This window comes from Pseudoalteromonas sp. MMG005, from assembly GCF_018101015.1.
GTDB classification, from domain to species: domain Bacteria; phylum Pseudomonadota; class Gammaproteobacteria; order Enterobacterales; family Alteromonadaceae; genus Pseudoalteromonas; species Pseudoalteromonas aurantia.
The window spans coordinates 35,392-59,921 of record NZ_JAGJEK010000033.1; the positions used below are offsets into that span (position 1 = coordinate 35,392).

Genomic DNA, 24,530 nt, shown 5'->3' on the forward strand with positions numbered 1-24,530 from the left:
CGGATAGCGACTTTTGGATAAGCCACGCATATTGATTGTAGAAGATGAACCCAAGCTTGCTGATATCCTCAGTAAGTATTTGACTAAAGCGGAATATGAAACGCATATTGTTGTTGATGGTGCTGACGCTGAGCACGCATTCAACCACTTTGACCCACATCTTATTTTATTAGATATCATGCTACCTAATGTGGATGGAATAGAGATATGTAAAATAATACGTGCTAAGTCGAATGTACCTGTAATTATGACTACGGCTAAAGTAGAAGAGATTGACCGTTTATTGGGCTTAGAGATTGGCGCCGACGACTATGTATGCAAGCCATATAGCCCAAGAGAAGTTGTCGCGCGAGTTAAAGCTGTACTGCGCAGAATGGCGCTTAATAGTAATGGTGAAAAGCACGATGCTGAGAAAAAACTCAAATTGGATGACAACACGTTCTTTGCATCATTTTTATCAAATAGTATTAGCTTAACGCATGTTGAATACTTACTTTTGAAGTCAATGCAAGCGCATCCGGGGCGGATATATAGCCGAGATAAACTAATGGATCACATTTACGATGATGATCGTATAGTGAGTGATAGAACCATTGATAGCCATATCAAAAAAATCCGCAAAAAACTACATGATATAGCGCCAGAGCATGAGTTTATTCATTCAATTTATGGTGCTGGTTATAAATTTGAAGCTCAAGGTGTGTAGTACTCGGCGCGGTTAGTTACGCAGCACATAGCGATGCGATGAATATCAGCTATATCTATGATCATTTTCCATGGGGCGCTTTATTTGGAGTCAAGACACCATAAATACCAGCTAAAGTGGACAACGACAGTGTCGTTAATTTAAAAATATTTAGTATTTATAGCATCTGCAAAGTGTTACGGCTTCGTATAAACTGAGCTGTGATTACTATTTCGCATTTATGTATTTGGTAAATAGGTGAATGAGCAAGCATTCGTTTTACTTGCTCAACTATATGACTCAGCTTCTCGTAGTTGAAAACTAAATTCAGTTCCTACGCCCACCTTACTTTGTACTCGGATCTCGGTTTTTAGTAATTGAATTAGACGTTCTGTAATAGCCAACCCGAGTCCTGCGTGTGATTTCTTACACCCTTTGGCATTACTTGCTCGGTAGCGCGCCTCAAAAATATAGGGTAACTCTTTTGCGGAAATACCGACTCCCGTATCTTTTACTGACAAGGTGAGGTTTTCTCCATGCTGATTTATCGCTATTTCTATCGCGCCATGTTCTTGCGTATGACGCAATGCATTTTCAATGAGGTTCGTGAGCACCCGTTCCAATTTCCCAATATCCGAGTAGGCTTTTATATCGCAAACAGCTGGTGATATGGTTAAAGAGATCCCCATTTTCTCAGCTCGAATTGCAAACTTGGCCATCACGTCATATAACAGTTCGCCCAAGTTGAATACTTCAAACTGCACATTCGCGTGACCTGATTCTAAATGGGCCAGTTCAAAAATTTGGTCAATGAGAGATTTCAGTTGTTCGCAATTTTTGAGCGCGATATCAAGATGTAATTTTTGCTGCTCTGGTTCATGTTTCTTGAGCGAAATAATTTCTAAGTATCCTTGTAGTGACGCAAGAGGAGTACGTAAATCATGTGACAAATGCGCTAGCAATTGGCGACGTTGGTCGTCAAGTTCAGCAAGTTGCTTTACTTGTGTATCAATGGTTTTTACCATGTTATTGACGCTTTCACCAAGTTGATGTACTTCGTTACTATGTGCTTTATTCCAATCTAATAACGTAATTTTAGTGATATCAAATTGTGCATGCTCGAGTTGTTGTATATGTTCTGTCAGTGCTGCAACAGGCCGCGTTAAATATTTGAAGAGTAACAGCAGGGCGGTTAATAAAAACCCGAGGGCTAAACCCAACCAACTTAAACCAATAACGAGTTGGTCATTACTTTTTATGTTACTGACAATCGAGTCATAAAGTTTGGAGCCAATTATGACGTATAAATAGCCTTGTAGAGTCTCACCGTTGTACACAGGAGCAACAGAAAATATTTTTTCTCCGGATAAATTGCGAGGATCATCGCCATACACGGGTAATTGTTCTGGACGTTCTATCAATTGTACTAAGGGTACAAGGTCAATGTGTTGACGTTTAACTTCCCCAGGTTTTGCTGAATAAGTTAAGAGTTTGCCACTTGGGTCAACAAAATAAAACTCAAATGACGGCCCGAGGATCATTAAAGTATGAAATAAATTCTCAAGGGCTTTGTAGTCATATACCCCTTGTTGAAGTAAAGGGTTATCTCCAACGAGATGCTCCGCTAAACCCATATGTAACTGTTGCTCAGCTTGAGCGCGAGATACTTGTGATAATGCTTGGGTCCACCAAATAAACAACGAAGCGATTAAAATGAAAATACCAGCCAATGACATGGCGAGCTTGTGGTATAAAGACAGTTTCATGACTTATGCCTGTGTTAGTTGCTTCGCGTTAAGCTTGTAGCCTACGCCCCAGACGGTTTCAATGACTCCTTCACCGCCGTATTTTTCGAGCTTACTGCGTAATCGGTTAATATGAGAATTAACCGTATGCTCATAACCAGAGTGTTGATAGCCCCAGACCGATTCAAGCAATTGTGTTCGAGAAAAAACTTGATTTGGGTGAGCAGCGAAAAAGTGTAATAACTCAAATTCGGTTGCAGTTAGATCAAGTGCCTGTTCACTTAAACTTGCTTCATGACAAATTGTATCAATACCCAGTAGACCGAGTTGCAAACGTGCTTGCTCCGGTTGTGTGCTTTGCTGCTCTTTTGCCTGTAATAGCCGAACATGGCGCAGCTGCGCTTTTACCCGGGCTTGGAATTCTCGGTAACTAAATGGTTTACAAATATAATCATCAGCACCCATTTCTAGCCCAATAATTCTATCCATTTCACTGCTTTTTGACGTTAATAAAACAACGCTAATGTGTGGACTTGATGTTTTGATCTCCCGACACAGTGTTAATCCATCAACTCCTGGGAGCATGATATCTAACAATACAATAGCGTAGTTTTCTTGTTGCAGCTTATCCATGGCGCTTTCCCCATCAAACACATGGTCGACGCCCAACGATAATTCAGTTAAATGAACTTGTAGAAGACGCGCAATGTCTTGGTCGTCTTCTACAATCAATACCTGTTGTTGCATAATGTGGCCTTATTACCGCCCACACTCTGCGCATAGGCGTTATTTAACTCTTGTTATAGTGACGGCCATGAGTGGGTTGTCAAATTTATGGGCAGAAGTCAGTACGGAAGAGCTTAGTCCGTCATCATTGCCAACAACACCGGGATGCATAGCCACTTTATCAATGTCATCACGTTCTGCGTTAAAACCTTCACCACCATCGGCAGGACCAGGCATTGAGCCACTTTGTTCAGAATTAGCTTCTGTCCCAGAGTCATAAGCTCGAGTGGTCATTTTAGCGTAGTCGCCAACAGCCATTTGTGACACATCAATGCTATTAAGACCGGTAAAGCCATCATTTGTATTCACCATCATCGTAACTAATGAGAGTTTTTGGTCAGTTAAGCTGGTCGTTGTCAGCATTAACTCAGCCGTTTTACCTGGCCCTAAAGGTGCAGCGCCAGAGACTGAGCTATTGACGACAGATAGTCCGAGTAGCCCAGAGTTATCACCTCCTTCAGCTAGAGATTCAAGTTCTGCACTGGCCATTTCGCCAATCGTCCAAAATTGGCCACTGGTATGCAGTGCCGCACCAAGAGGCGATAAAGGCTGACCATGAGTTAAATTTATAGCAGTTACTTTAAACTCATATTGAGTTGGCTCTGGTGCAGGCTCTGGTGCCGGTGCCGGAGGTGTAACCGATGTCGTGTTATTATCACTACCACAGGCTGCTAATAGCAAACAAGCAAGTGAAATTATTGGGGTGAACTTATTCATAATATGCCCCTTACTTAACTGTTACTGTCACTTTAGCAACAGGGTTTAACCAACGATGTACGGTGTTATGTAAATCACTTTTACCACCAACGGCTTCATCATCACCTACATTACCTCGGTGAATGTGAATCATAGAGTTGCCCTCTACATCAGTCACACCAGCGCCTTGTGTACCAGGTGCGACACCAGGAGAAGCTGGGATCCCAGGTGTGCCAGGTGCGCCAGAGCCTTCAACAACTAATTCATTGTTTGCTTCTGTGCCTGCGTCATAAGCATTCAAATAGATATGGTACGTGCCTGCTTCTGTTGGAATTTTCCATCCATCTAACCCGATGAAGCCATCATTGGTTGGCAGCATCATTGCGACAATCGACAGCGTGGTATTATTTTCTGCTGTTGTTAAGCTACCCATTGCTGAGCTGGCTGGCGCGAGCAACCCTCCAGCTGGGTTTGCGAGTTTGTCGGCATTAATACTGTCAAGTGTTGTTGATAACGCTTCAATACTGCCACCTTCAGCCATGGCTTGTAGGCCTTCGGAAGCGGCTTGACCTGTTTGGAATAAATGTGCATCACTGGTGTGGGCACCAATTAATATGGGGGTGAAGTAAATGCCTTGCGTCAGGTTTGTGATTTTCACATCTACAGCAGCAGCTTGGGCTGCTGACATTGCTAATAAACTGCTAGTGCAAACAAGTGATAGTAATTTAGCCTTCATGATATTCTCTTTCTTGGTTGTTATGACAGGATTAAGGATGCAGGTTAAATGTCTCGTTGGTTTCACTAAAACATCACGTTTTTATCACAATATTAGTGCGAGTTATTCACACTTACTTTAATTGTTGTTTTTAAAAGAAAAAACCGCACAAAAGTACGGTTTTAAGTCGATTGATTCGATCGTAAAACTTTATTGCCAATAGCCTAATGCCATTTCTGTTGTAAATCCGGGGCCAAATGCGGCTAACACTCCTTGCTCCATACTAGTCCGTTGTGAGAATTGTCGAGCGAGTACATCGATAACAGCCACGCTGGATGTATTCCCGGTATCGCGTAAGCAAGCCCTGGAATAATCGAGTGCGTCATCAGACAGAGTTAAGCAACGTATCACTTCGTCTTGAATTCGACGGCCTCCAGTATGGAAAATGTAAAAGTCTAGCTCGCGCGCTCGTTTATTTGCATGCTCTGTTATAAAAGTTTCAATATGTGGCGCTGCCTTGGAGATTGAGTACATGACGTCTTTATCGAGGGAAAATTTGAAACCAGAGTCAGTTAACGTGTATTGAATATACGCTTCGGTGTCAGGCATAAAGTGGCTCTGCGTATGGGTAATATGAAAGCCATTGCAGTCATTGTCAGCACGCATAACTACGCTTGCCACACCATCGCCAAAAAGCGAGTCGGTGATAAAGTCTTGTAACCGATTGGCACTGCGATGAAAACACAATGATGATGTTTCTAATGACACAATAAGCACGTTATTGCGTTTAGAGGCTTTGCAGTGCTCTGCCGCGCGATTAACAGCAGATGCGCCCGCTACACAGCCTAGCTGTGCTATTGGTAGTTGTATGGTATTGGCTGGCAAACCTAAATCATTGATTAAACAAGCTGTGAGCGAAGGCATCATAAACCCAGTACAGGAGGTAACGATAACCATGGTCACGTCCTTGGGCTTAAGTAGCGCTTGTTGCAGTGCTTTGGAGGCCGCATCATACGCCATAGTACGGGCAACTTTTTGGTAAATAGCGCCACGTTCACCAAAATCTTGTAGAGACAAAATTTGCTCTAGTGGCAGTATCATATGTCGTTTTTGAATTGCGGAGTTTTCAATCATTTTGAACGCTTGATGCTTATGCGGTGCATCTTGATGCAATTCATCTAAAAACGATAACATATCGCTATTTGTGACAATGTTTTCTGGGTGTAATATTGCAGGTCGAGCAAGTGTTGGCATGGTGTTTTCCTTAATCAAATAGGGGAGAGGTAAGCGCTATGTTTACGCGACCTCATTGGTCTGACTAAGATTGAGATATTTTTAATATGAATTCATAACGAAATTATAACAAGTTAATAACAAATTGAGTGTGTATTCATTTATCTGATTTTGCTAGGGAAACAAAAAATAGTTTATATCTCAATTAGTAGTGCGCCATATGTCGATTAAGGGTGTGCTACAAAAGTGCTGTATTGCTCAAGCATATGATGCAAAAAATTAACATTATATTGAAATATTGAAGTCGTTTTACTCGTTTGAGCAATTGCTGATTGTGTTCAGATAACTTTTGGGTGTGCTGGTGATTGTTTTCTAATTTACGCGTATGCAAATCATATTGATATTGTAGTTGTTTATAAGAAAGGGTGTAACTATGTAAGGTGTTTGTTTGCGCAATCAAATTACGTTCGGCATTTTGCAGTGTCAATTGTTGTTGTTCAATATGAGATTTAGATAGGGCTCTTTGTCTAATTAAACGAATAGACAGCGTTTGCAACCGACTTACATGGCGAGCAACCCGTTTGTTGGCCGATGAAAGGGCTGTTATTTTGATACTGGATGATATTTTTAGTCGTTGAAGCTTGTTAGAAAATCGACGACAGAGCGATTTATATTTTCTAAGTCGTCGCCTTAACTGGTGATTTTCTCTACGTAGTTCGTTTAATTGTGTGTCATTTTTGAATATCCCGCGTGTGATAACGGCCATGATCCGTTTTTTTGTGCTTGTTTCTTCAGGATGCAAAATGGGCAAAGGGGTAACATTCATATTCGGCTTCATAGTCCTATCCTTTAAACTTGACGAGTAGTAGTGATGTAAAATAGCCTCTTGACCTAAAGCTATAGTGCCATTGTAAATTGATTACCTGAAATAACGCTTAATAGGTACCAATGAAAGATGGCTTTTTTTCGGATGCATTATTGATGCTGATATAGGATCGACAGAGCTCTAAGCAGGTGATGTCTGTCACTGGGTTTTGACTGCTATTTGCGCGAATTAATACAATGTCGACAATCGGCAACGCTGGGAGTGATTGGCTGTTGAGCGGGGTTAAGTCGCCAATGCTCAGCTTTGCCATAGCACCAATTGCCACTCCACTTCTGACGATACCGCGTTGTGCGCTTGCACTGCCGCTGCAAGCAATGATTTTAAATGCACGATTTTGTTTATGTAACCCGTCTGTAGCTGCTTGGTGAAAGCGACAATCCCGCTGAAATATCGCAATAGGCAGAGGCTCAATGCGGTGCGCATTAAAGAGAGGGTTGTACGTCCATACCCCTGGCGATGATTCAAGCGTGTATCCTTCTTCGGTGTCAGAAGAGCGCGTAATGATGCCTAAATCTAGATGTCCGCTATCAATCATGATCTTTACGCGATTGCTTGGAGTACATGTGATTTGTAGGTCTAAATTTGGCCAGCATTTGTGTAGTAATTTTATCAGTTTAGGGAGTACTGATTCAGCATAGTCATCAGGACAGCCTAAGCGTAATAAGGTACTTGGTTGAGCTGCATTCATTTGTTTTACTGTTTCATCATGTAATTGCACGAGTTGTTTAGCGTAACGTGCGAATACTTGCCCATCATGAGATAAGTTGAGTAGTCGGCCTTGTTTTTGGAAAAGCTTTTTATTTAGATCTTGTTCTAGCTTTTTCATTTGCATGCTAATTGCTGACTGAGTTCTATGAACTTGTTTTGCGGCACGAGTGAAGCTGCCAGTTTCAACAAACGCCAGAAAGCTTCTTAAAGCATCAATATCCATTTATAAACCTTAACCTATTCGATATCTTGATAGGTTATATCAAAATTATCCGTTAGTCAGTAGGGTAAATTATCGCTAACGTATTTGCTAATTAATCCAACAGGTATTGTATATGCAGTTATTTATAGGGAATAAAAATTACTCGTCTTGGTCACTAAGAGCATGGTTGATGCTGGCAAAGTCGGGTACTGACTTTAATGAAGTACAACTGGTTTTAGATACGCCAGAGTTTTATCAGCGACTGGAAAGTGTGACCCCCACCTTGAAAGTTCCCACTTTGGTTGATGACAGTACGGTGGTTTGGGATTCCTTGGCTATTTGTGAATATATCAATGATGCTTATTCATTAGGGAAATATTGGCCAACAAATACGGCGCAGCGAGCAAAAGCTCGAGCTATTGCATGTGAAATGCACTCAGGTTTCAATGGTGTTCGCAATGAAATGCCAATGAATATAAGAGCAAAACGCAGTGTAGTATTGAGTGAGCAAGCGAAGCAAGACATTGCACGTATCGAACAGATCTGGAGTGAACAGTACAATGAGTATGCTGCACAGGGGGGCTGGTTATTTGGGCAGTGGTCTATCACAGATGCAATGTTTGCCCCAGTGGTATTACGTTTTAAGACTTATGGGATAACGGTGAATAGTGCCGCGACAAATTACATGGAGCAGGTTTTAAATTGCCCTGTATTACAGCGCTGGGTTGAGGAAGCATTAATGGAAACTGACATTGTGGCAATTGATGAAGCAGGTGAAGAGCGAGAGTAGGCAGATGAAAACACTGGGACTAATAGGGGGGATGAGTTGGGAGTCAACAGCGAGTTATTATCGATTGATCAATCAAGGAATAAAGTCAAAGTTAGGTGGGCTACATAGTGGAAAAATTATTTTAAATAGCGTTGATTTTGCGCAAATTGAAGCATTTCAACAATCAGGAGATTGGCAAAAAAGTGCGGAGGTATTACAAAGTTCAGCTCTGAGTTTAGAGGCCGCTGGCGCGCAGTGTATTATGATTTGCACTAACACAATGCATAAAGTGGCGGATGAAGTAGCCAGTGTTGTAACCTTACCCCTATTACATATTGCCGACGCTACGGCGAAAGTGATTTGCAAGCAAAAGCTGAATAAAGTGGCTTTGTTAGGTACGCGTTTTACTATGGCAGATACTTTCTATATAGAGCGACTAGAGCAGCATGGCATTGAAGTATTGGTGCCCAGTGAGCAAGATCAAATAGTCATTCACGACATTATATATCAACAGTTATGTGTAGGAGACATTCGGCCTCATTCAAAACAATTGTATTTATCGGTTATTGCTCACCTCGAGGCGAGAGGCGCGCAAGGTGTGGTGTTAGGGTGTACAGAAATAGGGTTATTGATCCAGCAAGAAGATACTAATATTCCTCTTTTTGATACGGCTGAAATTCATGCTAATGCGGCTGTGGAGTTCGCATTGTCTGATTGATCATTGTTTGGTTTTTTTAATATTGCCTTTTAAGTGGTTTAATTTAGTTGATACCGGTGAGCGCGACGCTGTTATCAACACTCGTATTACTAAGTACACATAGGTTATGTCGAGGTGTTTGGGATATTGGTGACGTCGGTCGCTGTTTTTATGGTGGGTAGACCTCAGATCTCAACGAGCTTAGTTATAAAAAACAACGTAATACCTTAATAAAGAATTAGTAAGTATTGAATTAGGCAAGCTGAGTTCATCTTCAGGGAGACTGGGGTAGTAATTAACTTTTGAACTCAGCTTGGCTATCCCCTGTTAGTAGTAAGAGCAAAGTCAGTAAAATAGAAAACCAAATAATTGATTTAGCATGGTGTTTACGTATTATTGGAGTATTAAGGGCTGTTAGATACAAATATAAGTATGTCATCGAATTTACATATCCAAGCGATTGTGCAAAGCATTAAAGAAGAAGAGCAGTCGCTAAGAAGTCAGTTTCCTATATTGGCTTATCAAAACATGCTGGGCGTATCATTGCTTATGTTTGCAGTGTTGGCCATGTTGCTCGTTGCTGGGTTCTATGCAGTATCTTATATTCCAGCTTGGCTTTGTATTGTTTTGATCGCCTTCATTACGTCTATTTCTCATGAAATTGAACATGACTTGATCCATAAGCTTTACTTTAAGCGCAATCCTGTTGTACATAATTTAATGATGTTAATTGTATGGTTGATGCGGCCAAATACGATTAACCCATGGTATCGACGAAAAATACATTTGCATCATCACAAAGTATCAGGAACTAACCAAGATCTCGAAGAGCGTTTGGTTGGTAATGGTATAAAAAACCCAGCTTTGAGAGTTGTCTCAATTGTTGATGGTTTATTGGGATTGATTATTTCTCATAGAGCGTTTAAACGGGAAATCACAGGGTTCAGGTTTTTAAGTATATTTAATGCAGGATTTCCAATCGCAACGGTATATTTTGGTATTTTATACGGGTTTATCATTTTTCACAGCATAGATGGGTTTCTTTATGACCCAGCGACACATCCAACTTGGTTAATTGATGTTATGAAGTGGGTAGACTTTTTAATGGTTGTGTTAATTGCACCGAATATAATTCGTTCCTCTAGCTTAAACTTGGTTACGTCTTCAATGCATTATTATGGTGGTGTGGGTAACCTTATGCAACAAACTCAGGTACTCAATCATTGGGTGTTTTTCCCGTTCCAGTTATTCTGTTTTAACTTTGGAAATACGCATACAATTCACCATTTCTTACCAAACCAGCCATTTTATATTCGACAAATGATCAGCGGTCGAATACTACCAGTCATGAAACACCATGGTGTACGTTTTAACGATATTAAGAGTATAAAGCAGGCTAATTTTTACAGTGCATCAGGATTACAGTCAGATAAAGATATGTAGCGTATTGATGAGGCAATCTAGTTTAGATGCTTTTAATATGAGGCTTAACGCTTTTTACACTATACTCTAGTCGAATATAGCTAAAGCTATTTTGGTCCAACTACATTTTTTCCACACATATTTATAGTGTAATCTGAACAAGGTAATGTCACAGGGTGGGTAACTTGAATAGGCTAGCGGTTGTTTTTATTGCATGTATCTCACATTTTTTACTCGTTCAATTTGGTAGTCAGTTTCTCATTCCATTTGGATACGCAAGTGTCATCTGGCCTGCAACAGGTGTTGCGCTCGGGTTATATCTATTAAAAGGCTGGCCGGTTTTAGTGGGTGTATTACTCTCTTTTATCGTTTGCTTGCACAGTGATACTTTAATCAGTGGCTTACCGCCAGAAGTGGTCTATCTTCTCGCTTTGATAAGTACAATTCAGTTATTTGTTAGTCGACAGCTTGTTTTACAGTTTTCTCAAGTGCCTATTCGGATCTCTATTCCATTTGAAATAATTAAGTTTTTGTTCATTACAGGGCCTGTCGCAACATTGTTATCGAGTGTTGCGATTTATTGTGTGCTGTCGCTTTATTTGCCATTACCGCAAGAAACGTTGTTATATATCGGCGTGACAAAGTGGGTGGGAGATTTTTTGAGCGTGGTGCTCTTAACGCCTATTTTTCTATTTTTATATCCCAATGTTTTTGTTAAAAAAGCACGAAAAGCATCTGCCGCTATCATGACCAGCTTATTGAGCTTTTCTATAATTTGTTTTGTATATTTTGTATCAAGTAATAACTTTAATCGAGATAAAAAACAGCAATTCATGAGCGGTACCGTATCTTTTGTAGAACAGATAAACAGCACCCAAGCGACTATAAAATTGTACTTAAAGGCACTTGAAGCATACTTTCAAGCAAGTGAACAAGTGACGAAAGAAGAATTTAGTGCTTTTACATCTATAATACAAAACACATCCATTAAAGTGAGAGCAATTGGTTGGATCCCCTTGGTGAAAAACGAGGCGAGAGCGCAATTTGAAGCTAGCATGCAAAGGTTGTATTCAGAAGGTGCCTATATTCAGCAATTGACCGCGACAGGAATTCAAAGTGCACCTGAACAACCTTATTACTTACCCATCTATTACACGTACCCATTGCAAGAAAATAAGTCTGTTATTGGTCTTGATGTGTCTACTCACCCGGTTGCAAGTAAGAGTATTAAACATGCAATTGCGCATCAGAGCTTTGCAGTCACTGATATTTTCACTTTAGTTCAGCAACAAGATAAAACCGACGGCGTGGTGGTGTATTACCCGATTTTTAAAAAGAGCGAGGTACCTAGCTTAGCGTCTTTAATTGGGTTTGTGGAAGTGGTACTAGAGTTAGAGTTGTTATTAGATCCCATGTACACCACAGAGCGTAAAAGTGTATTTACTTATCAAATTAGTTTTGGTGAGGGCAATGTATTTTCTCACCCTAATTATGAAAGCGGGCATTTTATCTCTCATGAAGTCCAATTTACGTTGTTTGATAAGCAAGGCACCATACAGTTTTCCAGCTCTGATAGTTTTGCTTCTCATCTGATTAATTGGGTTGATTTTATTATCGTATTGATAGGCTGTATCTTGGGCGTCATTTGTGTGATGTTTGTATTTTTTATCGTGTCTTTTAATACAAGTTTAGAAAAAAGGTGAAAGCAAGCACGCATGAACTTATTGAAAAGAATAATGAGTTGGAGCTGGCGAATGAGGCGAAGAACTTGTTTTTAGCAAATGTAAGTCATGAGTATCGTACTCCATTAAATGCCATTATCGGGTTTACGGAATTGGCGACAAAAGAAACGTCAGATCTGCCCACGTTAGATTATTTAGCGAAGATAAACGATGCTTCGAATATTTTGTTAAGCACAGTCAATGACGTATTAGATTTTTCGAAAATGCAGGCGGGTCAATTAGATTTAGATTTAAAGGTGTTTAAGCCATCAGATGTCACCGCGTCAGTCATAGGAATGCTGTCTCATTTGGCTTCTGAGAAGTCGATTACGATTCAATATCAGCATGACGCAAATTATAAAAGCTGGGTCGAAGGGGATGAACTTCGCTTTAAACAAATATTGATTAATTTACTGAACAACGCGCTTAAGTTTACACCCAAAGGCAGTATTCACCTTGATTGTAAATGTGTTGAAATAAATGATAATGCCACAGAGCTCACTATCAAAGTGCGTGATACGGGAATTGGCATTAAAGAAGAAGATCAACAACGATTGTTTAACGCATTTGCACAAGCACAAAGCTCAACAACACGGAACTATGGCGGTACCGGGCTTGGCCTTTCTATTGTAAAGCAGTTATGTATTTTAATGGGAGGAGGGATCTCTGTTACGAGTCAAGAGAATGTTGGCAGTGAATTTACCGTGGTTTTAAAACTCAAAGGGGTGACTGCGGAGCAGGTTGCACTGCAAGAAAATAGCGTTGAAAGCGATGCCGGGCAACAGGGCCATCATTTTCAAGGAATGCGTGTTTTAGTTGTAGAAGATAATAAAATCAATCAGATTGTGGTACAAAAGCACCTAAGGAATTTAGGGTTAGACTGTGATTTCGCAAATGACGGTCAACAGGCTTTAGAGTATTTAAAAGCACAACAACCCGACTTAATTTTGATGGATTTACAAATGCCTGTTATGGATGGCTTTACTGCATCAGCCCACATCAAAAATGATGAAGCGTTAAAACATATTTCAATAGTGATACTCAGTGCCAGTGTTGGTAAAGAAGAGAAGCAACAAGCCGCGAGGTTAGGCATTGAAGATTTCATTCATAAGCCATATCAACAAAGTGATCTAGTGAGGGTATTAAATAAATATGCGAGCTGAATGAGCTCTGCATGATTTGAATTACTTCTTTTTAATACCCGACACAATGACTTGGTTTACGACTATTGAAATGCTGATTCAACGAGACTAAGGTATCGATCCTCACAATCTAACTCAATGGTGACCCCAAGTGGTAGTATGAGTTGTGGGTCGGTGTGGCCGAAGTCTAAATTACATATAATGGGTAAATCACAAACGTTGAATTCATCTTTAACCACCGCTTGAACTGTGTTTATTAACGCTAATTGTTCGTCTGTATTATAGTCTCTGGGTCTACCAATCATGAGGCCTGATAGTTGCTCAAAAACCCCCATAACCCCATAGTTTCTTAACCAGTAGCGCACATAGTCGATACTTGGTTTGTCTTCTGAAGTTTCTAAAAATAGCACTTTATTGTGCCAAAAGTGAGGTTTTGGCCAATATTTAGTCCCTTTGAGCATTTCAAGTACTTCAATACATCCACCAAAAAGTTGCCCTCTAACACGGCCGGTACCTTGAACAAAAGTGGGACCTGGATTTGTAATTGGTGAATTGAGTTGACCTGTAAGTGCCATTTTATGCCAGTCAGGGTAGCCGTGATGATATTGAGAAAATGTTGGTAACACGTATTGCTGTTCCGCAGATAAGAGCTGTTTGGCTAGGTAACGTTGATAGTCAGCACTGTGATTATGTAGTTGCGCAAAGCCAGCCATAATAGACGGGCCGTTAAAAGTAACTAAGCCGTGTTGGTTAAGGTAGGTTGTAATGGTGGTAATATCTGAAAAGCCCATAAAAAACTTAGGGTTGGCTAGAATAGTATCTAAATCTAAATATTGTAACAATCGAGCTGAATCTGAACCGCCAATCGTCGCAATTATGCCATCAACGTCAGTATTGGCAAACGCGGCGTTGATGTCATCAGCACGCATTTTTGGATTTGCAAAAAGGTGATTATTATGTGCTTTAGCACTAGGATACTCGACAATATTAAATCCCATTGCTGTTAGGTTCTTAATACCCATTTGGTAAATATGAGGGAATATTGAAGGGCCGCCCCAAGAAGGCGACACAATGGCGAGTGTTGCACCCTGAGTAAGTGATTTTGGTTTAATTTTTTTCATGACCAGCTCCTTAGCGTTTGATGGCTAAAGACATTAACACATTGATTGTGAGTTTCTAGTGCGCCATGATGTACTTAAAGCAAAGCGTATGAAGCTTTGCTTTATAGAATTTAGTTAATAACGCCATTAACTAATACGGTGGGGAGGAATATCTGATTTAAGTAAATGACTGTTTTCTAGATACAAGGTGCCTTGATAAACGGTTTCCCCGTCAGAACTAAATTCGAACATAAATTGGCTTTTAATTCCAGGTTTACCGCTGCGCAAAATGCCTAGGCGTCGTTTTTGACATGCAACGCTTAGTAATTGCACTTGTAATCGCTCAGCTTGACGTTCAGCATGCTGTTTGGCCGATTCAGCAAACTGGCGACTAAACCAAAAGAATGCGATCACGGCACCTGTGAGTATAAAAATCCAAAGTGTTGCCATTTAAGAAAATAACCTACCAATTGCACGAGACAAGGTCTCACTGCGATTTTCTGCTCTAAGAATACTTAAAACATGAGGGCGAAGGCTTGGAATTGCAACCAAATCAGCAAAAATACTTGTAAATAAACCATCAACTTGTGTGTTATGTGCAGCTTTATCTAACAAGATAAATAATCGGCTTTGCTCATTGAAAGCCTCCCAGCAACGGCCAGTTAAAGTCAGCAGTATATCTGCTTCGTTGGCGAGTTCATCCGCCAATATCAAATCAGTCGCTTGCAGTAATAACCCCTGTGCTTTAGTTGCTGATAGTGCTCTTAAATTACAGATAAGTATATCGAGCTGTTTATTTTTTAGCGCGCTTATACAGTCGTTGTAAAATAGTTCACTTAAATGAGTATCGGTTGGCACATGCTCAAGCATCGCGCTTAAAGGTTGTTTCACTTGAATTGGCAGTGATGACCAAACAGAGTGTAAGTTTTTGGCATTATGGCTGTGCTCTAGGCGAAATGCAAAGTCGGCCAAACCCTGTACCGCAACATTTTGCCAAGCGTTTTCAGGTAGCTTACCCGCAAAATATAATTCGGCATACTCATAATACTGTGATGCAGGACGGTTTATCTCTCGTTTGAGTAATGCATTGAATGCGGCAAGTTTATTTGCATTCGGTGTAAAAACGTAAGGGTTGTTATCAAGTTTACCCTGAGCTTGTTCACCGGTAATTTCTGTACCAAGAGCTTCTAGTACCATATTTGCAAAGTGGTCTCGACTTGCTGCGACCAATTTACTCTGTTCATCAAGTGGTAACTTTAAAAACCAGACATATGGGTCTAACGTGGCATTATTGTCCCAAAATTGAATCGCAATAAGTGCATGCCCTGCCAGTGGGTAGGGGTAAGGAATTAATGTGCCCTCAATTTGCGCAAATTGTTTTTTGTCGATTTTGGTGATCCTGCGACCAATATCATAAGCTCGCCATTGAGTACCTGCGGCTGAAAGGAGTTGGCCAAGAGTGGAGATTTGCGCTGTCATAATTCATGCTAAATTGGGGAATATGTGCCAGATTATACCTGCAATTTACGGCGCTGGTAAGCTTGTGCTGGGGATTGCTATTGAGCTTGGGTATAATTGTCCAATTATTTGTAATATTGGGCCTTTAGCGAGTGCAAAAAATGGCAAAAAAGAATCAAGTGGACGCGTTGCTAACGCAGTTGACGCAAGAGCTGACGCAGGCAGAGCTTTGGCAGTATACACCGATAGAGCCTCGCAAACTGCTTTCTAGCGAGCCTTTTTGTTGTGATACGTTACAGTTTGAACAATGGCTACAATTTATTTTTATCCCGAAAATACGCCAATTGATAGTGACGGGGGCACCGTTACCAAACAATATATCGATTGCACCCATGGCAGAAATACACTATTCAAAACTGGCTTGTTTTTTGCCTTTACACCGCGTGCTTAGCGAACTAGATGCGATACTGAGTGGGAGATAAGAGATGTTAGAAATCATCTATCAAGATAAAGATTATGTAGCAATAAACAAGCCTTCAGGGCTATTAGTACATCGCTCACTACTCGATAAAAGAGAAACCCAATTCGCAGTACAAATGCTAAGAGACCAACTCGGTCAACATGTTTTTCCAGTGCACCGTTTAGATAGGCCTACATCTGGTGTGTTGTTATTTGCATTGAGCTCAGAAGCGGCTCGCGATATGAATCAGGTTTTTATCGATGGCAATATTGAAAAGCGTTATCTGGCATTAGTGCGTGGCTTTGCGCCAGAGTCGACATTTATAGATAGGCCATTGAAAGAAGAACTTGATAAAATAGCAGATAAATTCGCAGATCAAGATAAAGCCCCGCAAGAAGCGCAAACACAGTTTAATTGCTTACATAAAGCGAGTTTACCGATCCCTTTTGGTAAGTATCCATCCATCCGTTATTCATTGGTAGAGTGTTTTCCAAAAACAGGTAGGAAGCACCAAATTCGCCGTCATTTAAATTATTTATCAACACCAATTATTGGCGATGTAAATCACGGCGATAACAAACATAATCATTTCTTTGTTGAGCATTTTAGCTATCGCCGCTTAATGTTGTTTGCAAGTTCGTTAAAATTTATCCATCCTTATACGCATAAATCAGTAACAATAAGCGCTGAGTTGGGTGAGCAAATGCTGGCAGTTTGCGACCAATTAGGCTGGCCTAACCAAGAGAAGGATTATGAATAATGGCAGTCGTGTCAATTTTTGTCGGTAGTATGTATGGTAATGCAGATAATTTAGCTGCAGAGATTAAAAAAGCATTGCTCGCTCAAGGTCATGAGGCGGCAGTGTATGACAGTGGTACATTAGAGCAAATCAAACAATCAGATAATATTTTGTTTGTATCATCGACAACAGGATCTGGTGATATTCCTGATAATTTAGAACCGCTTATATCTCAAATGCATAGCCAAGCACCCATGCTTACAGGAAAGAAGGTCGGGGTAGTTGCATTGGGAGATCGTAGCTATGGAGAAACTTTTTGTGGTGCTGGTCGCCAAATCGATGAACTTATACGCGGGCTAGATGCGACGAGTGTGACGTCCAGGTTAGACATCGATGCGGGAGAGTATTTTGAACCATGGGAACCGACTGAGTTATGGCTAAGGAGTTGGCAGCAAGCTTTATAATGCCATGATATACAAAATTAAACATTAAAATGGCGCACATGATGAGCGCCATTTTATGTCCAACAGCCCCTAGTGCTAGGTACGTTTCACATCGACTTTTAATTTCAGTTTTTGACCCGGATGCAAATATTTCTGGCCAGCGAGGTTATTCCATTTGATGATTTCTTTCACCGTTAAATTAAATTTACTGGCAATACGGGCTAATGAATCACCGCGTCTGACTTTATAAGTAATAGTGCGAGACGTACTCACAAGCGTGGTATTTGGTTTGCTTTTGGTATTTTGGTAAACCGTTAATTTTTGCCCTAATCGCAATACCGATTGCGTTTTAAGTTTATTCCAACTGGCAAGCTGCTTAATCGTTACATCGTATTCTCGACTGATATCCCACAGCGTATCGCCACTTTTTACAACATGGGTTTTTTTACTTTTTTGATTCTTATTGACCGCCATCCTGACTTGTGATGGTAAGTGCTCACTTTTCAATTCTCCATCACTTAAAGGCACGAGTAGTTTTTGACCAATTCGAATAATATGACTGTTTAGTTTATTTAAAGATTGAATAGCACTGGAACTGGTTGAGAATTTTTTCGCTATTACAGACAGTGTATCACCTCGGTTAACGGTATAATATTGCCACCTTAAACGGTCTTTAGCTTCCGTAACGGCTAATTTTGTTTTAAATGTATCAATTTTATCTGATGGGAGTAGTAAGATATGAGGCCCATCAGGGTCTGTTGCCCAGCGATTGAATCCGGGGTTAAGTCGATATAATTCAGTTAAAGTAATATCGGCCATTTGCGCTGCGAGTGCTAAATCAATTTGAGAGTCAACATCAATGGTCTCAACAACTTGGGCATTGATAATGGGGTTCCAGGTTACTTTGAATTCATCTTGACGCTTCAAAAGATCAGATAAAGCGAGTAACTTTGGTACATACGCGGTTGTCTCTCTTGGCAAGTCTAAAGACCAAAAGTCGGTGGGTAAATGTTTTTTGCGGTTTTTGCGAATGGCCTTTAGCAGTCGACCTTCACCTGAGTTGTATGCCGCGATTGCATTGAGCCAATCACCCTCAAGGGTTTTATGTAAATAAGTTAAGTAATCAAGTGCTGCGCGGGTTGATTGAACAATGTCACGTCGTCCGTCATACCACCAATTCTGCTTTAAGTTAAAACGCTCGCCAGTTTGTGGCATGAACTGCCAAATACCCGAGGCACTACGATGAGAATAACCAAAAGGGTCAAATGCACTTTCTACGATTGGCAGGAGGGCAATTTCAATGGGCATTTCACGTTTCTCTACTTCTTCAACAATGAAGTAGAGGTAAGGTTCTGCGCGTTTTGATATTCGATCCATATAGCGCTGGTGCCGTTGATAATAATTACGCTCAGCAACCACAGGTCTGTTTTGCGGCACTTCTATCGAAAGCTGGTAGCGAATACGTTCCCATACGTCGTCAAAGACCGGGGGGGGCTCATCTACTTCAATTGGAGCATGGATTGCACTCAGTAATGTCTCACTAATTTCATGCGGACTTGCTGCGTTATCTAATACTTGAGCTTCTACGCGTTGTTCAGTCGTTGATGTTAATGTTTGGCAACCACTTAACAGTGCTACCAGTACAATTAAAATAGGTGATTTAGTCATATTTCTTTATATATTCGGGCAAAAACCCGCCAATACTACCTGTAAATAAGATAAGTTTAAAGAGCTGTGCTGAGCCTGTGCTGACTAAAATTGGTCTTTCCATAATCGCAGAGCTGCAAAGTTATGCCAAGGCGTAAGATTATTCACTGTTACATCATGAGGTAAGTGATGCAACATATGTGGTAGATCCGAGCGCAAAAATGGGTTGATTTTTCGTTCAATACCAAAACGAGTTGGTAGACTGGGTAAATTATTTTTACGCTGTGTAGTGACCCATTCAATGTGTGCTTTGATATCGTTATTATCAGGCTCTACTGCGATAGCAAATGCTAAGTTCGCAGCGCTATATTCATGTGTGCAATAAATTAGGGTGTTGTCATTGAACTGTGAAAACAGTTTAAATGAGTGCCACATTTGCTCTGCACTGCCTTCAAATAATCGTCCACATCCGGCGCTAAACAGCGTATCACCCGTAAAGCACAATACATCATTACAGTAACAGATGTGATCTAATGTATGGCCAGGTGTCGTGAGTACACTGAAAGTGTGTTCAAAAACAGTGAGGCTATCACCATTTCGCAGGGCGTGTGTGATCCCTTTAAATTTGGAGTTCTGAGGACCATATACATTGGTGTTAGGGAAGACGTGAGTGAGTTCAGCAACACCATTGGTATGGTCCCAGTGGTGGTGTGTGATCAAAATACCGCAAAGGGTTGCGTCATGTTGGGCGAGATATGAAAGCACAGGCTCAGCATCACCTGGGTCAACGACCCAAACCTGTTTTTTATCGGTGTCTCGAATAGCCCAGATATAATTGTCATCAAATGCATTGATTGGCTCTACTTGCGCCATGGTTAATTGCTCTATAAAGTGAACGTTAGCAATAGTATAGCGAGCAAGCTCTAACGATGAAACCAGCACTCAGTTTTCAACAAGGCCCAAAGCCTCTTAATTGGCAAGATTTTCCACATGGGGACTATGTACGGTATGGCATTGAGCGGCGAATGGGGAAATGGTTAACGCGAATGTTTGGTTATCATATGCTTAAGCTTGGAGGTTTAAGTGGCCAACTCGATACGTCAAAAAGCGCCATTAAGCATCAAGTTTGTGTCGCCCCTACATCGCAGCAACATGTGGGGGTTGTGGCTGAAATTGATGAATTACCCTTTTCTGAACACAGTGTTGATGCATGTATTCTAAGCCATTGTTTGGAGTATCATTCAGACCCACACCATATTTTACGTGAGGCACACCGCACTTTGATCCCAGGCGGGTATATCGTCATTTCTGGGTTTAACCCATTTAGTTTGTGTGGCCTTGCTCATTGCCTGCCATTTAGTGGTCAAAAGCTGCCTTGGTCAGGACGCTTTTTTACGCCAGCACGCGTAAAAGATTGGTTGGATTTATTGGGGTTTGAGATATTAGCGGATGAGCGCTTTATTCATGCCTCTTTAGCCAGAGGTAGTCGATTGTCTCGATTTGCGCCTTGGCGACATTTTTGTCGCCATTATTTGAAACCAATGGGGAGTTGTTACTTGCTAGTGGCAAGAAAGCGTGTTGCGCCATTAACCCCGATTAAGCCGAAATGGCATGCTCGTCCTAAATGGGCCCCAGCCGTGAAAAGTGCGAGAGTAAGGCAATCTAGAGAGTCATTTCAGGAAGAGAATTAAGCGTCTGGCTGGTAACCATTATCAGGCAATAAGTCATCCATAGAGGCAGCTTCACGGGCTAGGTCGTCAACTATTTCGTTGTACTTGTTGCCACTGTGGCCTTTTACCCATTTCCATTGGATAGTGTGGCGCTGGCAAGCTAAATCTAACCGTTGCCACAAGTCGACATTTTTAACTGGCTTTTTGGCCGCTGTTTTCCAGTTGCGCTTTTTCCAGTTTGCGACCCAAGATTCAATGCCTTGTTTGACATATTGGCTATCGGTATAAAGTATAACACGACAAGGGTGCTTTAATGTTTCTAACGCAACCGTTGCGCCAAGCATTTCCATTCGATTATTTGTGGTGAGTTGATACCCTTGATTTAACGTCTTTTCATGGCCTTTATAGCTCATATAAATACCATAACCACCAGGACCTGGATTACCTAAACATGACCCATCGGTATAAATCTCTACGGTTTTTTGCACGAATTGACCTGTTTTTATGTAGAATAAAGATATTGAATGCTAACAATAGCAAAGTTAGGTTACTGACGAAATGTTAAAAAGACAAATAGTCCTAGATACAGAAACAACGGGTATCGACCCTAAATCGGGCCATCGTATTATTGAGATAGGGTGTGTAGAGCTTGTAAATCGCCGCTTAACTGGTAATAACTTTCATGTGTATATAAACCCTCAACGTAGTATTGAAGAAGAAGCGATAGATGTGCACGGTATTACGAATGAGTTTTTAAAGGGCAAGCCGCTATTCCAAGATGTTGCACACGAGTTCTTTGAGTTTATTAAGGGAGCTGAATTGGTGATCCACAACGCGCCCTTTGACGTCGGCTTTATGGATCATGAATTTGCGATGTTAAACCAAGGTTACCCGCTGACACACGATTACTGCGAAGTATTAGATACCTTAGTCATGGCGAGAGACTTACATCCAGGTCAAAAGAACAACCTAGATGCGCTATGTCGTCGCTATGATATTGATAATGCTAAACGAACTTTGCACGGCGCATTACTGGATTCTGAAATTCTTGCTGATGTTTATCTCGGTATGACCGGGGGGCAGAAAAAACTCAACTTGGCATCGGGTAATGAAACCGGTGGCAATAAACAGCAAGGCGATATAATAAGATTAAGCGCTGATAGACAACCACTTAAAGTTATTTTGGCAAGTGCCGATGAAGTAGTTGCTCACGAAGAACGCTTGAAAGTGGTCAATAAAGATGGCAATACGATATGGCAGCAATAATGAGGTAAACTATGAGGCGATTAATTGTGGGGGCTTTGCTAATAGCCATAGGGTTTGGTGCGTTAGCTTTGCCGTCCATCACGCTTTTACAGCGAAATGGAAAAATAAATGAAATTCCGCTACTAGACAATCGCTTTCGAATTGATCATAAAGTCGACAAAATTACGTTGTTGTTTTTTCGAACTCGAGGAGCGCCAGCGGTTGTATTAGTCAAACCCGATGGCAGTAAGCTCTACGCGCCACAAGCCCTTAAAAATGAAAACCTTGATTGGTTTGATGAACCAAGCTATGACCTCATAACCATTTCAAACCCGACCCCCGGACCTTGGCAAGTGGTTGGTAGTATACAGCCGAATAGTCGCATTATGGTGCTGGGTGAAGTTGAACTTCATGTAGACCCTTTACCTCCTTTGTTGTTTAGAGGGGAAACGTTAAAAGTCAGTGGCCATATCACCAATGACGGCAAGCCGATACAAACCGGTTATTTTCGCGATGTTGTGAGTTTATTTGTCGAATTTACCAGTACCAATAATAACAACTATGCAAACTTTGGAGCAGGGACACAAAGCGTCACTGCATTTAAAGATGATGGTCGAGAGTTTGATGAAAGGCCGATGGATGGTATTTTTACTGGAGAGTTTAAGTTGAGTTTCCCTGCGGGGGAGTGGCAACCTGAATTTTTCATAGAAACCCCGATACTAAAACGCAGAGTTGTTAAAGAGCCGCTTATTATTGCTGAGCCGCCTTTTGACTATCATTTAGAACTTGCCACGGACAAAGAGTCAGAACACGAGCTATTACTGCGAATTGACCAAGATATTGTTAAACCTGAGACGGTGATTTTTCAGGGGAAAATCTTTTACCCGAATGGTGAAGAGAAAATGTTCACCTTAAATGAAGAAGCGCGATTATATAGAAAAGTCATGATTCAAAATTATGATTGGGGCAGATATAGCATTGAGCTGTCGGCGTTTGGTGAAAATGTAAATGGTCGAGAGTTCATGGCAACATTGCCGATGTATAAATTTGAAATAGAGCGACCAATAGAAAAGGTACCTGAGTTACCGTTAGCTGAACAAAAAATGGCGAACCAAGAAAAGGCAGCAGAAATAGTTGATGATACGATGAGTTCTAGCACGATGATTGCGATTATTTTGTTTGGCAATCTGATGGTTTTATTGTTTGGGTGGTTGGCTATTCGTATTTTTGTGCAAAATAAACCCATTAAGTTGCGCTTTAAATTGCCTTCATTTAAGAAAAAGTCAGAACTTGAAATAGAAGAAACAGAAATAGAGAATCAAAAGTCAGATGGGAATGGCTCAAAAAATGATAAATCAGGTGATATTTTGAACCTTTCGATGTCAGATGACTAAAAAAGAAGGAAAATTGCAAAAAAACTGTTGACTCCAAAGGGGTCCATTCGTATTATTCACGCCGCTGTCAGGGAGCAACCTAACAGCAAGAATAATGCGGAGTGGTAGTTCAGTTGGTTAGAATACCGGCCTGTCACGCCGGGGGTCGCGGGTTCGAGTCCCGTCCACTCCGCCAATTATTCAAAAATTTGTAAGAGATGCTGGAGTGGTAGTTCAGTTGGTTAGAATACCGGCCTGTCACGCCGGGGGTCGCGGGTTCGAGTCCCGTCCACTCCGCCAATCCTTACAACGCCGAAAGGCACGCTTTTCCTTAGTGGAGTGGTAGTTCAGTTGGTTAGAATACCGGCCTGTCACGCCGGGGGTCGCGGGTTCGAGTCCCGTCCACTCCGCCAATAGGAAAGCACAGATTAAAACGTCGAGGAGTGGTAGTTCAGTTGGTTAGAATACCGGCCTGTCACGCCGGGGGTCGCGGGTTCGAGTCCCGTCCACTCCGCCAACGTCTTAATCGAAATTTTATTTGCTCAGCGGAGTGGTAGTTCAGTTGGTTAGAATACCGGCCTGTCACGCCGGGGGTCGCGGGTTCGAGTCCCGTCCACTCCGCCAATGCAAATAACAAAAATGATATCTCTGCGGAGTGGTAGTTCAGTTGGTTAGAATACCGGCCTGTCACGCCGGGGGTCGCGGGTTCGAGTCCCGTCCACTCCGCCATTTGATATCTAGGGGACGCCCGAAATACGTCATATACCACTGCGGAGTGGTAGTTCAGTTGGTTAGAATACCGGCCTGTCACGCCGGGGGTCGCGGGTTCGAGTCCCGTCCACTCCGCCATATATGTTAAATTTCTCTCAAAGCATATACTCATAATTATTCCTTTAATAATTAAAAAATCCTGAAATTACATATCAATTATTAATATTCTTTATCTGCTTATCTGCTTATCTGCTTATCTGCTTATCTGCTTATCTGC

Annotated in this window: 25 protein-coding genes and 7 tRNA genes; 19 read left to right on the forward strand and 13 right to left on the reverse strand. The window is 41.3% G+C overall.

Annotated elements, in window-relative coordinates:
- Positions 1–13 precede the first annotated feature (13 nt).
- The gene (locus J8M01_RS21900) at positions 14–706 is read left to right on the forward strand and encodes a response regulator (RefSeq protein WP_192508130.1); all 693 of its coding nucleotides are present in this window, start codon (positions 14–16) and stop codon (positions 704–706) included.
- Positions 707–972: 266 nt separating this feature from the next.
- On the opposite strand, the gene J8M01_RS21905 is transcribed toward J8M01_RS21900, so the two are convergent.
- The 7 genes from J8M01_RS21905 to J8M01_RS21935 all read right to left on the reverse strand — a co-directional run bounded on the left by J8M01_RS21905 (position 973) and on the right by J8M01_RS21935 (position 7,677).
- Complete coding sequence (locus J8M01_RS21905; RefSeq protein WP_192508129.1) at positions 973–2,451, reverse strand: HAMP domain-containing sensor histidine kinase; 1,479 nt, start codon at positions 2,449–2,451, stop codon at positions 973–975.
- 3 nt (positions 2,452–2,454) lie between these two features.
- Positions 2,455–3,177: a response regulator transcription factor gene (locus J8M01_RS21910; RefSeq protein WP_211059334.1), complete on the reverse strand. Its 723-nt coding sequence runs from the start codon at positions 3,175–3,177 to the stop codon at positions 2,455–2,457.
- 39 nt (positions 3,178–3,216) lie between these two features.
- Positions 3,217–3,933: a spondin domain-containing protein gene (locus tag J8M01_RS21915; RefSeq protein WP_192508127.1), complete on the reverse strand. Its 717-nt coding sequence runs from the start codon at positions 3,931–3,933 to the stop codon at positions 3,217–3,219.
- 10 nt (positions 3,934–3,943) lie between these two features.
- The gene (locus J8M01_RS21920; protein ID WP_192508126.1) at positions 3,944–4,648 is read right to left on the reverse strand and encodes a spondin domain-containing protein; all 705 of its coding nucleotides are present in this window, start codon (positions 4,646–4,648) and stop codon (positions 3,944–3,946) included.
- A 189-nt stretch (positions 4,649–4,837) separates the two neighbouring features.
- Positions 4,838–5,881: a type III polyketide synthase gene (locus J8M01_RS21925; protein ID WP_211059335.1), complete on the reverse strand. Its 1,044-nt coding sequence runs from the start codon at positions 5,879–5,881 to the stop codon at positions 4,838–4,840.
- Between the two features lie 217 nt (positions 5,882–6,098).
- Positions 6,099–6,698, reverse strand: coding sequence for a hypothetical protein (locus J8M01_RS21930; protein ID WP_211059336.1), 600 nt, complete (start codon positions 6,696–6,698; stop codon positions 6,099–6,101).
- A 97-nt stretch (positions 6,699–6,795) separates the two neighbouring features.
- Positions 6,796–7,677 (reverse strand): LysR family transcriptional regulator, encoded by an 882-nt coding sequence (locus J8M01_RS21935; protein WP_211059337.1) that lies wholly within the window; start codon positions 7,675–7,677, stop codon positions 6,796–6,798.
- A 112-nt stretch (positions 7,678–7,789) separates the two neighbouring features.
- On the opposite strand from J8M01_RS21935, the gene J8M01_RS21940 reads away from it, so the two are divergent.
- From J8M01_RS21940 to J8M01_RS21960, 5 genes are all read left to right on the forward strand, one after another.
- Positions 7,790–8,446 carry a glutathione S-transferase family protein gene (locus J8M01_RS21940; protein ID WP_211059338.1) on the forward strand — a complete coding sequence of 219 codons (657 nt, stop codon included), beginning with the start codon at positions 7,790–7,792 and terminating at the stop codon, positions 8,444–8,446.
- 4 nt (positions 8,447–8,450) lie between these two features.
- A complete protein-coding gene (locus J8M01_RS21945) occupies positions 8,451–9,143 on the forward strand; it encodes an aspartate/glutamate racemase family protein (RefSeq protein WP_211059339.1) in 693 nt (230 codons plus the stop codon).
- 411 nt (positions 9,144–9,554) lie between these two features.
- On the forward strand, positions 9,555–10,565 hold the full coding sequence (locus J8M01_RS21950) for a fatty acid desaturase (protein WP_211059340.1): 1,011 nt from the start codon (positions 9,555–9,557) through the stop codon (positions 10,563–10,565).
- A 164-nt stretch (positions 10,566–10,729) separates the two neighbouring features.
- Positions 10,730–12,247: a CHASE domain-containing protein gene (locus tag J8M01_RS21955; protein WP_211059341.1), complete on the forward strand. Its 1,518-nt coding sequence runs from the start codon at positions 10,730–10,732 to the stop codon at positions 12,245–12,247.
- Positions 12,244–13,428, forward strand: a complete 1,185-nt coding sequence (locus J8M01_RS21960) for an ATP-binding protein (protein ID WP_211059342.1) — start codon at positions 12,244–12,246, stop codon at positions 13,426–13,428. Before J8M01_RS21955 ends, J8M01_RS21960 begins: the two co-directional genes overlap by 4 nt.
- Before the next feature lie 62 nt (positions 13,429–13,490).
- Here the strand turns inward: J8M01_RS21960 and J8M01_RS21965 are convergent, their stop codons facing one another.
- The 3 genes from J8M01_RS21965 to J8M01_RS21975 all read right to left on the reverse strand — a co-directional run bounded on the left by J8M01_RS21965 (position 13,491) and on the right by J8M01_RS21975 (position 15,986).
- Entirely contained in the window at positions 13,491–14,528 is a 1,038-nt protein-coding gene (locus J8M01_RS21965; RefSeq protein WP_211059343.1) for a S66 peptidase family protein, read from the reverse strand.
- 126 nt (positions 14,529–14,654) lie between these two features.
- Positions 14,655–14,957: a DUF3301 domain-containing protein gene (locus tag J8M01_RS21970; RefSeq protein WP_211050753.1), complete on the reverse strand. Its 303-nt coding sequence runs from the start codon at positions 14,955–14,957 to the stop codon at positions 14,655–14,657.
- On the reverse strand, positions 14,958–15,986 hold the full coding sequence (locus J8M01_RS21975) for a DUF3549 family protein (RefSeq protein ID WP_211059344.1): 1,029 nt from the start codon (positions 15,984–15,986) through the stop codon (positions 14,958–14,960).
- Positions 15,987–16,126: 140 nt separating this feature from the next.
- On the opposite strand from J8M01_RS21975, the gene J8M01_RS21980 reads away from it, so the two are divergent.
- Genes J8M01_RS21980 through J8M01_RS21990 form a run of 3 tightly spaced genes read left to right on the forward strand, consistent with a single transcriptional unit; the run spans position 16,127 to position 17,628 of the window.
- Positions 16,127–16,447: a YqcC family protein gene (locus J8M01_RS21980; protein WP_211059345.1), complete on the forward strand. Its 321-nt coding sequence runs from the start codon at positions 16,127–16,129 to the stop codon at positions 16,445–16,447.
- 3 nt (positions 16,448–16,450) lie between these two features.
- Complete coding sequence (gene truC, locus J8M01_RS21985; RefSeq protein WP_211050747.1) at positions 16,451–17,185, forward strand: tRNA pseudouridine(65) synthase TruC; 735 nt, start codon at positions 16,451–16,453, stop codon at positions 17,183–17,185.
- Entirely contained in the window at positions 17,185–17,628 is a 444-nt protein-coding gene (locus tag J8M01_RS21990) for a flavodoxin domain-containing protein (protein WP_192508113.1), read from the forward strand. Before truC ends, J8M01_RS21990 begins: the two co-directional genes overlap by 1 nt.
- Positions 17,629–17,703: 75 nt before the next feature.
- Here the strand turns inward: J8M01_RS21990 and J8M01_RS21995 are convergent, their stop codons facing one another.
- On the reverse strand, positions 17,704–19,275 hold the full coding sequence (locus tag J8M01_RS21995; protein ID WP_211059346.1) for a LysM peptidoglycan-binding domain-containing protein: 1,572 nt from the start codon (positions 19,273–19,275) through the stop codon (positions 17,704–17,706).
- 84 nt (positions 19,276–19,359) lie between these two features.
- Entirely contained in the window at positions 19,360–20,127 is a 768-nt protein-coding gene (gene gloB, locus J8M01_RS22000; protein ID WP_192508579.1) for a hydroxyacylglutathione hydrolase, read from the reverse strand.
- Positions 20,128–20,183: 56 nt separating this feature from the next.
- On the opposite strand from gloB, the gene J8M01_RS22005 reads away from it, so the two are divergent.
- Positions 20,184–20,945: a class I SAM-dependent methyltransferase gene (locus tag J8M01_RS22005; protein WP_192508111.1), complete on the forward strand. Its 762-nt coding sequence runs from the start codon at positions 20,184–20,186 to the stop codon at positions 20,943–20,945.
- Here the strand turns inward: J8M01_RS22005 and rnhA are convergent.
- Positions 20,942–21,412: a ribonuclease HI gene (gene rnhA, locus J8M01_RS22010; protein ID WP_192508110.1), complete on the reverse strand. Its 471-nt coding sequence runs from the start codon at positions 21,410–21,412 to the stop codon at positions 20,942–20,944. The genes J8M01_RS22005 and rnhA overlap by 4 nt on opposite strands.
- 70 nt (positions 21,413–21,482) lie before the next feature.
- Between rnhA and dnaQ the strand changes: the two genes are divergently transcribed.
- The 9 genes from dnaQ (at position 21,483) to J8M01_RS22055 (ending at position 24,391) form a co-directional block, all read left to right on the forward strand.
- On the forward strand, positions 21,483–22,190 hold the full coding sequence (gene dnaQ, locus J8M01_RS22015; protein WP_192508109.1) for a DNA polymerase III subunit epsilon: 708 nt from the start codon (positions 21,483–21,485) through the stop codon (positions 22,188–22,190).
- Positions 22,191–22,201: 11 nt separating this feature from the next.
- Complete coding sequence (locus J8M01_RS22020) at positions 22,202–23,563, forward strand: TIGR03503 family protein (protein WP_192508108.1); 1,362 nt, start codon at positions 22,202–22,204, stop codon at positions 23,561–23,563.
- A gap of 98 nt (positions 23,564–23,661) precedes the next feature.
- Positions 23,662–23,738: transfer RNA gene (locus tag J8M01_RS22025), tRNA-Asp, on the forward strand.
- Between the two features lie 27 nt (positions 23,739–23,765).
- Positions 23,766–23,842, forward strand: a tRNA-Asp gene (locus J8M01_RS22030).
- A gap of 36 nt (positions 23,843–23,878) precedes the next feature.
- Positions 23,879–23,955 (forward strand) — tRNA-Asp (locus J8M01_RS22035).
- 27 nt (positions 23,956–23,982) lie between these two features.
- Positions 23,983–24,059: transfer RNA gene (locus J8M01_RS22040), tRNA-Asp, on the forward strand.
- Between the two features lie 30 nt (positions 24,060–24,089).
- Positions 24,090–24,166, forward strand: a tRNA-Asp gene (locus tag J8M01_RS22045).
- Positions 24,167–24,194: 28 nt separating this feature from the next.
- Positions 24,195–24,271 (forward strand) — tRNA-Asp (locus tag J8M01_RS22050).
- A 43-nt stretch (positions 24,272–24,314) separates the two neighbouring features.
- Positions 24,315–24,391: transfer RNA gene (locus J8M01_RS22055), tRNA-Asp, on the forward strand.
- The last annotated feature ends 139 nt before the right edge of the window (positions 24,392–24,530 follow it).

Excerpts from the sequence above, each read along its gene's own strand:
- J8M01_RS21905 (WP_192508129.1), bottom strand. The coding sequence starts at position 2,451 with ATGAAACTGTCTTTATACCACAAGCTCGCCATGTCATTGGCTGGTATT.
- J8M01_RS21910 (WP_211059334.1), bottom strand. The coding sequence starts at position 3,177 with ATGCAACAACAGGTATTGATTGTAGAAGACGACCAAGACATTGCGCGT.
- J8M01_RS21915 (WP_192508127.1), bottom strand. The coding sequence starts at position 3,933 with ATGAATAAGTTCACCCCAATAATTTCACTTGCTTGTTTGCTATTAGCA.
- J8M01_RS21920 (WP_192508126.1), bottom strand. The coding sequence starts at position 4,648 with ATGAAGGCTAAATTACTATCACTTGTTTGCACTAGCAGTTTATTAGCA.
- J8M01_RS21925 (WP_211059335.1), bottom strand. The coding sequence starts at position 5,881 with ATGCCAACACTTGCTCGACCTGCAATATTACACCCAGAAAACATTGTC.
- J8M01_RS21930 (WP_211059336.1), bottom strand. The coding sequence starts at position 6,698 with ATGAAGCCGAATATGAATGTTACCCCTTTGCCCATTTTGCATCCTGAA.
- J8M01_RS21935 (WP_211059337.1), bottom strand. The coding sequence starts at position 7,677 with ATGGATATTGATGCTTTAAGAAGCTTTCTGGCGTTTGTTGAAACTGGC.
- J8M01_RS21940 (WP_211059338.1), top strand. The coding sequence starts at position 7,790 with ATGCAGTTATTTATAGGGAATAAAAATTACTCGTCTTGGTCACTAAGA.
- J8M01_RS21945 (WP_211059339.1), top strand. The coding sequence starts at position 8,451 with ATGAAAACACTGGGACTAATAGGGGGGATGAGTTGGGAGTCAACAGCG.
- J8M01_RS21950 (WP_211059340.1), top strand. The coding sequence starts at position 9,555 with ATGTCATCGAATTTACATATCCAAGCGATTGTGCAAAGCATTAAAGAA.
- J8M01_RS21965 (WP_211059343.1), bottom strand. The coding sequence starts at position 14,528 with ATGAAAAAAATTAAACCAAAATCACTTACTCAGGGTGCAACACTCGCC.
- J8M01_RS21970 (WP_211050753.1), bottom strand. The coding sequence starts at position 14,957 with ATGGCAACACTTTGGATTTTTATACTCACAGGTGCCGTGATCGCATTC.
- J8M01_RS21975 (WP_211059344.1), bottom strand. The coding sequence starts at position 15,986 with ATGACAGCGCAAATCTCCACTCTTGGCCAACTCCTTTCAGCCGCAGGT.
- J8M01_RS21980 (WP_211059345.1), top strand. The coding sequence starts at position 16,127 with ATGGCAAAAAAGAATCAAGTGGACGCGTTGCTAACGCAGTTGACGCAA.
- truC (WP_211050747.1), top strand. The coding sequence starts at position 16,451 with ATGTTAGAAATCATCTATCAAGATAAAGATTATGTAGCAATAAACAAG.
- J8M01_RS21990 (WP_192508113.1), top strand. The coding sequence starts at position 17,185 with ATGGCAGTCGTGTCAATTTTTGTCGGTAGTATGTATGGTAATGCAGAT.
- J8M01_RS21995 (WP_211059346.1), bottom strand. The coding sequence starts at position 19,275 with ATGACTAAATCACCTATTTTAATTGTACTGGTAGCACTGTTAAGTGGT.
- gloB (WP_192508579.1), bottom strand. The coding sequence starts at position 20,127 with ATGGCGCAAGTAGAGCCAATCAATGCATTTGATGACAATTATATCTGG.
- J8M01_RS22005 (WP_192508111.1), top strand. The coding sequence starts at position 20,184 with ATGAAACCAGCACTCAGTTTTCAACAAGGCCCAAAGCCTCTTAATTGG.
- dnaQ (WP_192508109.1), top strand. The coding sequence starts at position 21,483 with ATGTTAAAAAGACAAATAGTCCTAGATACAGAAACAACGGGTATCGAC.
- J8M01_RS22020 (WP_192508108.1), top strand. The coding sequence starts at position 22,202 with ATGAGGCGATTAATTGTGGGGGCTTTGCTAATAGCCATAGGGTTTGGT.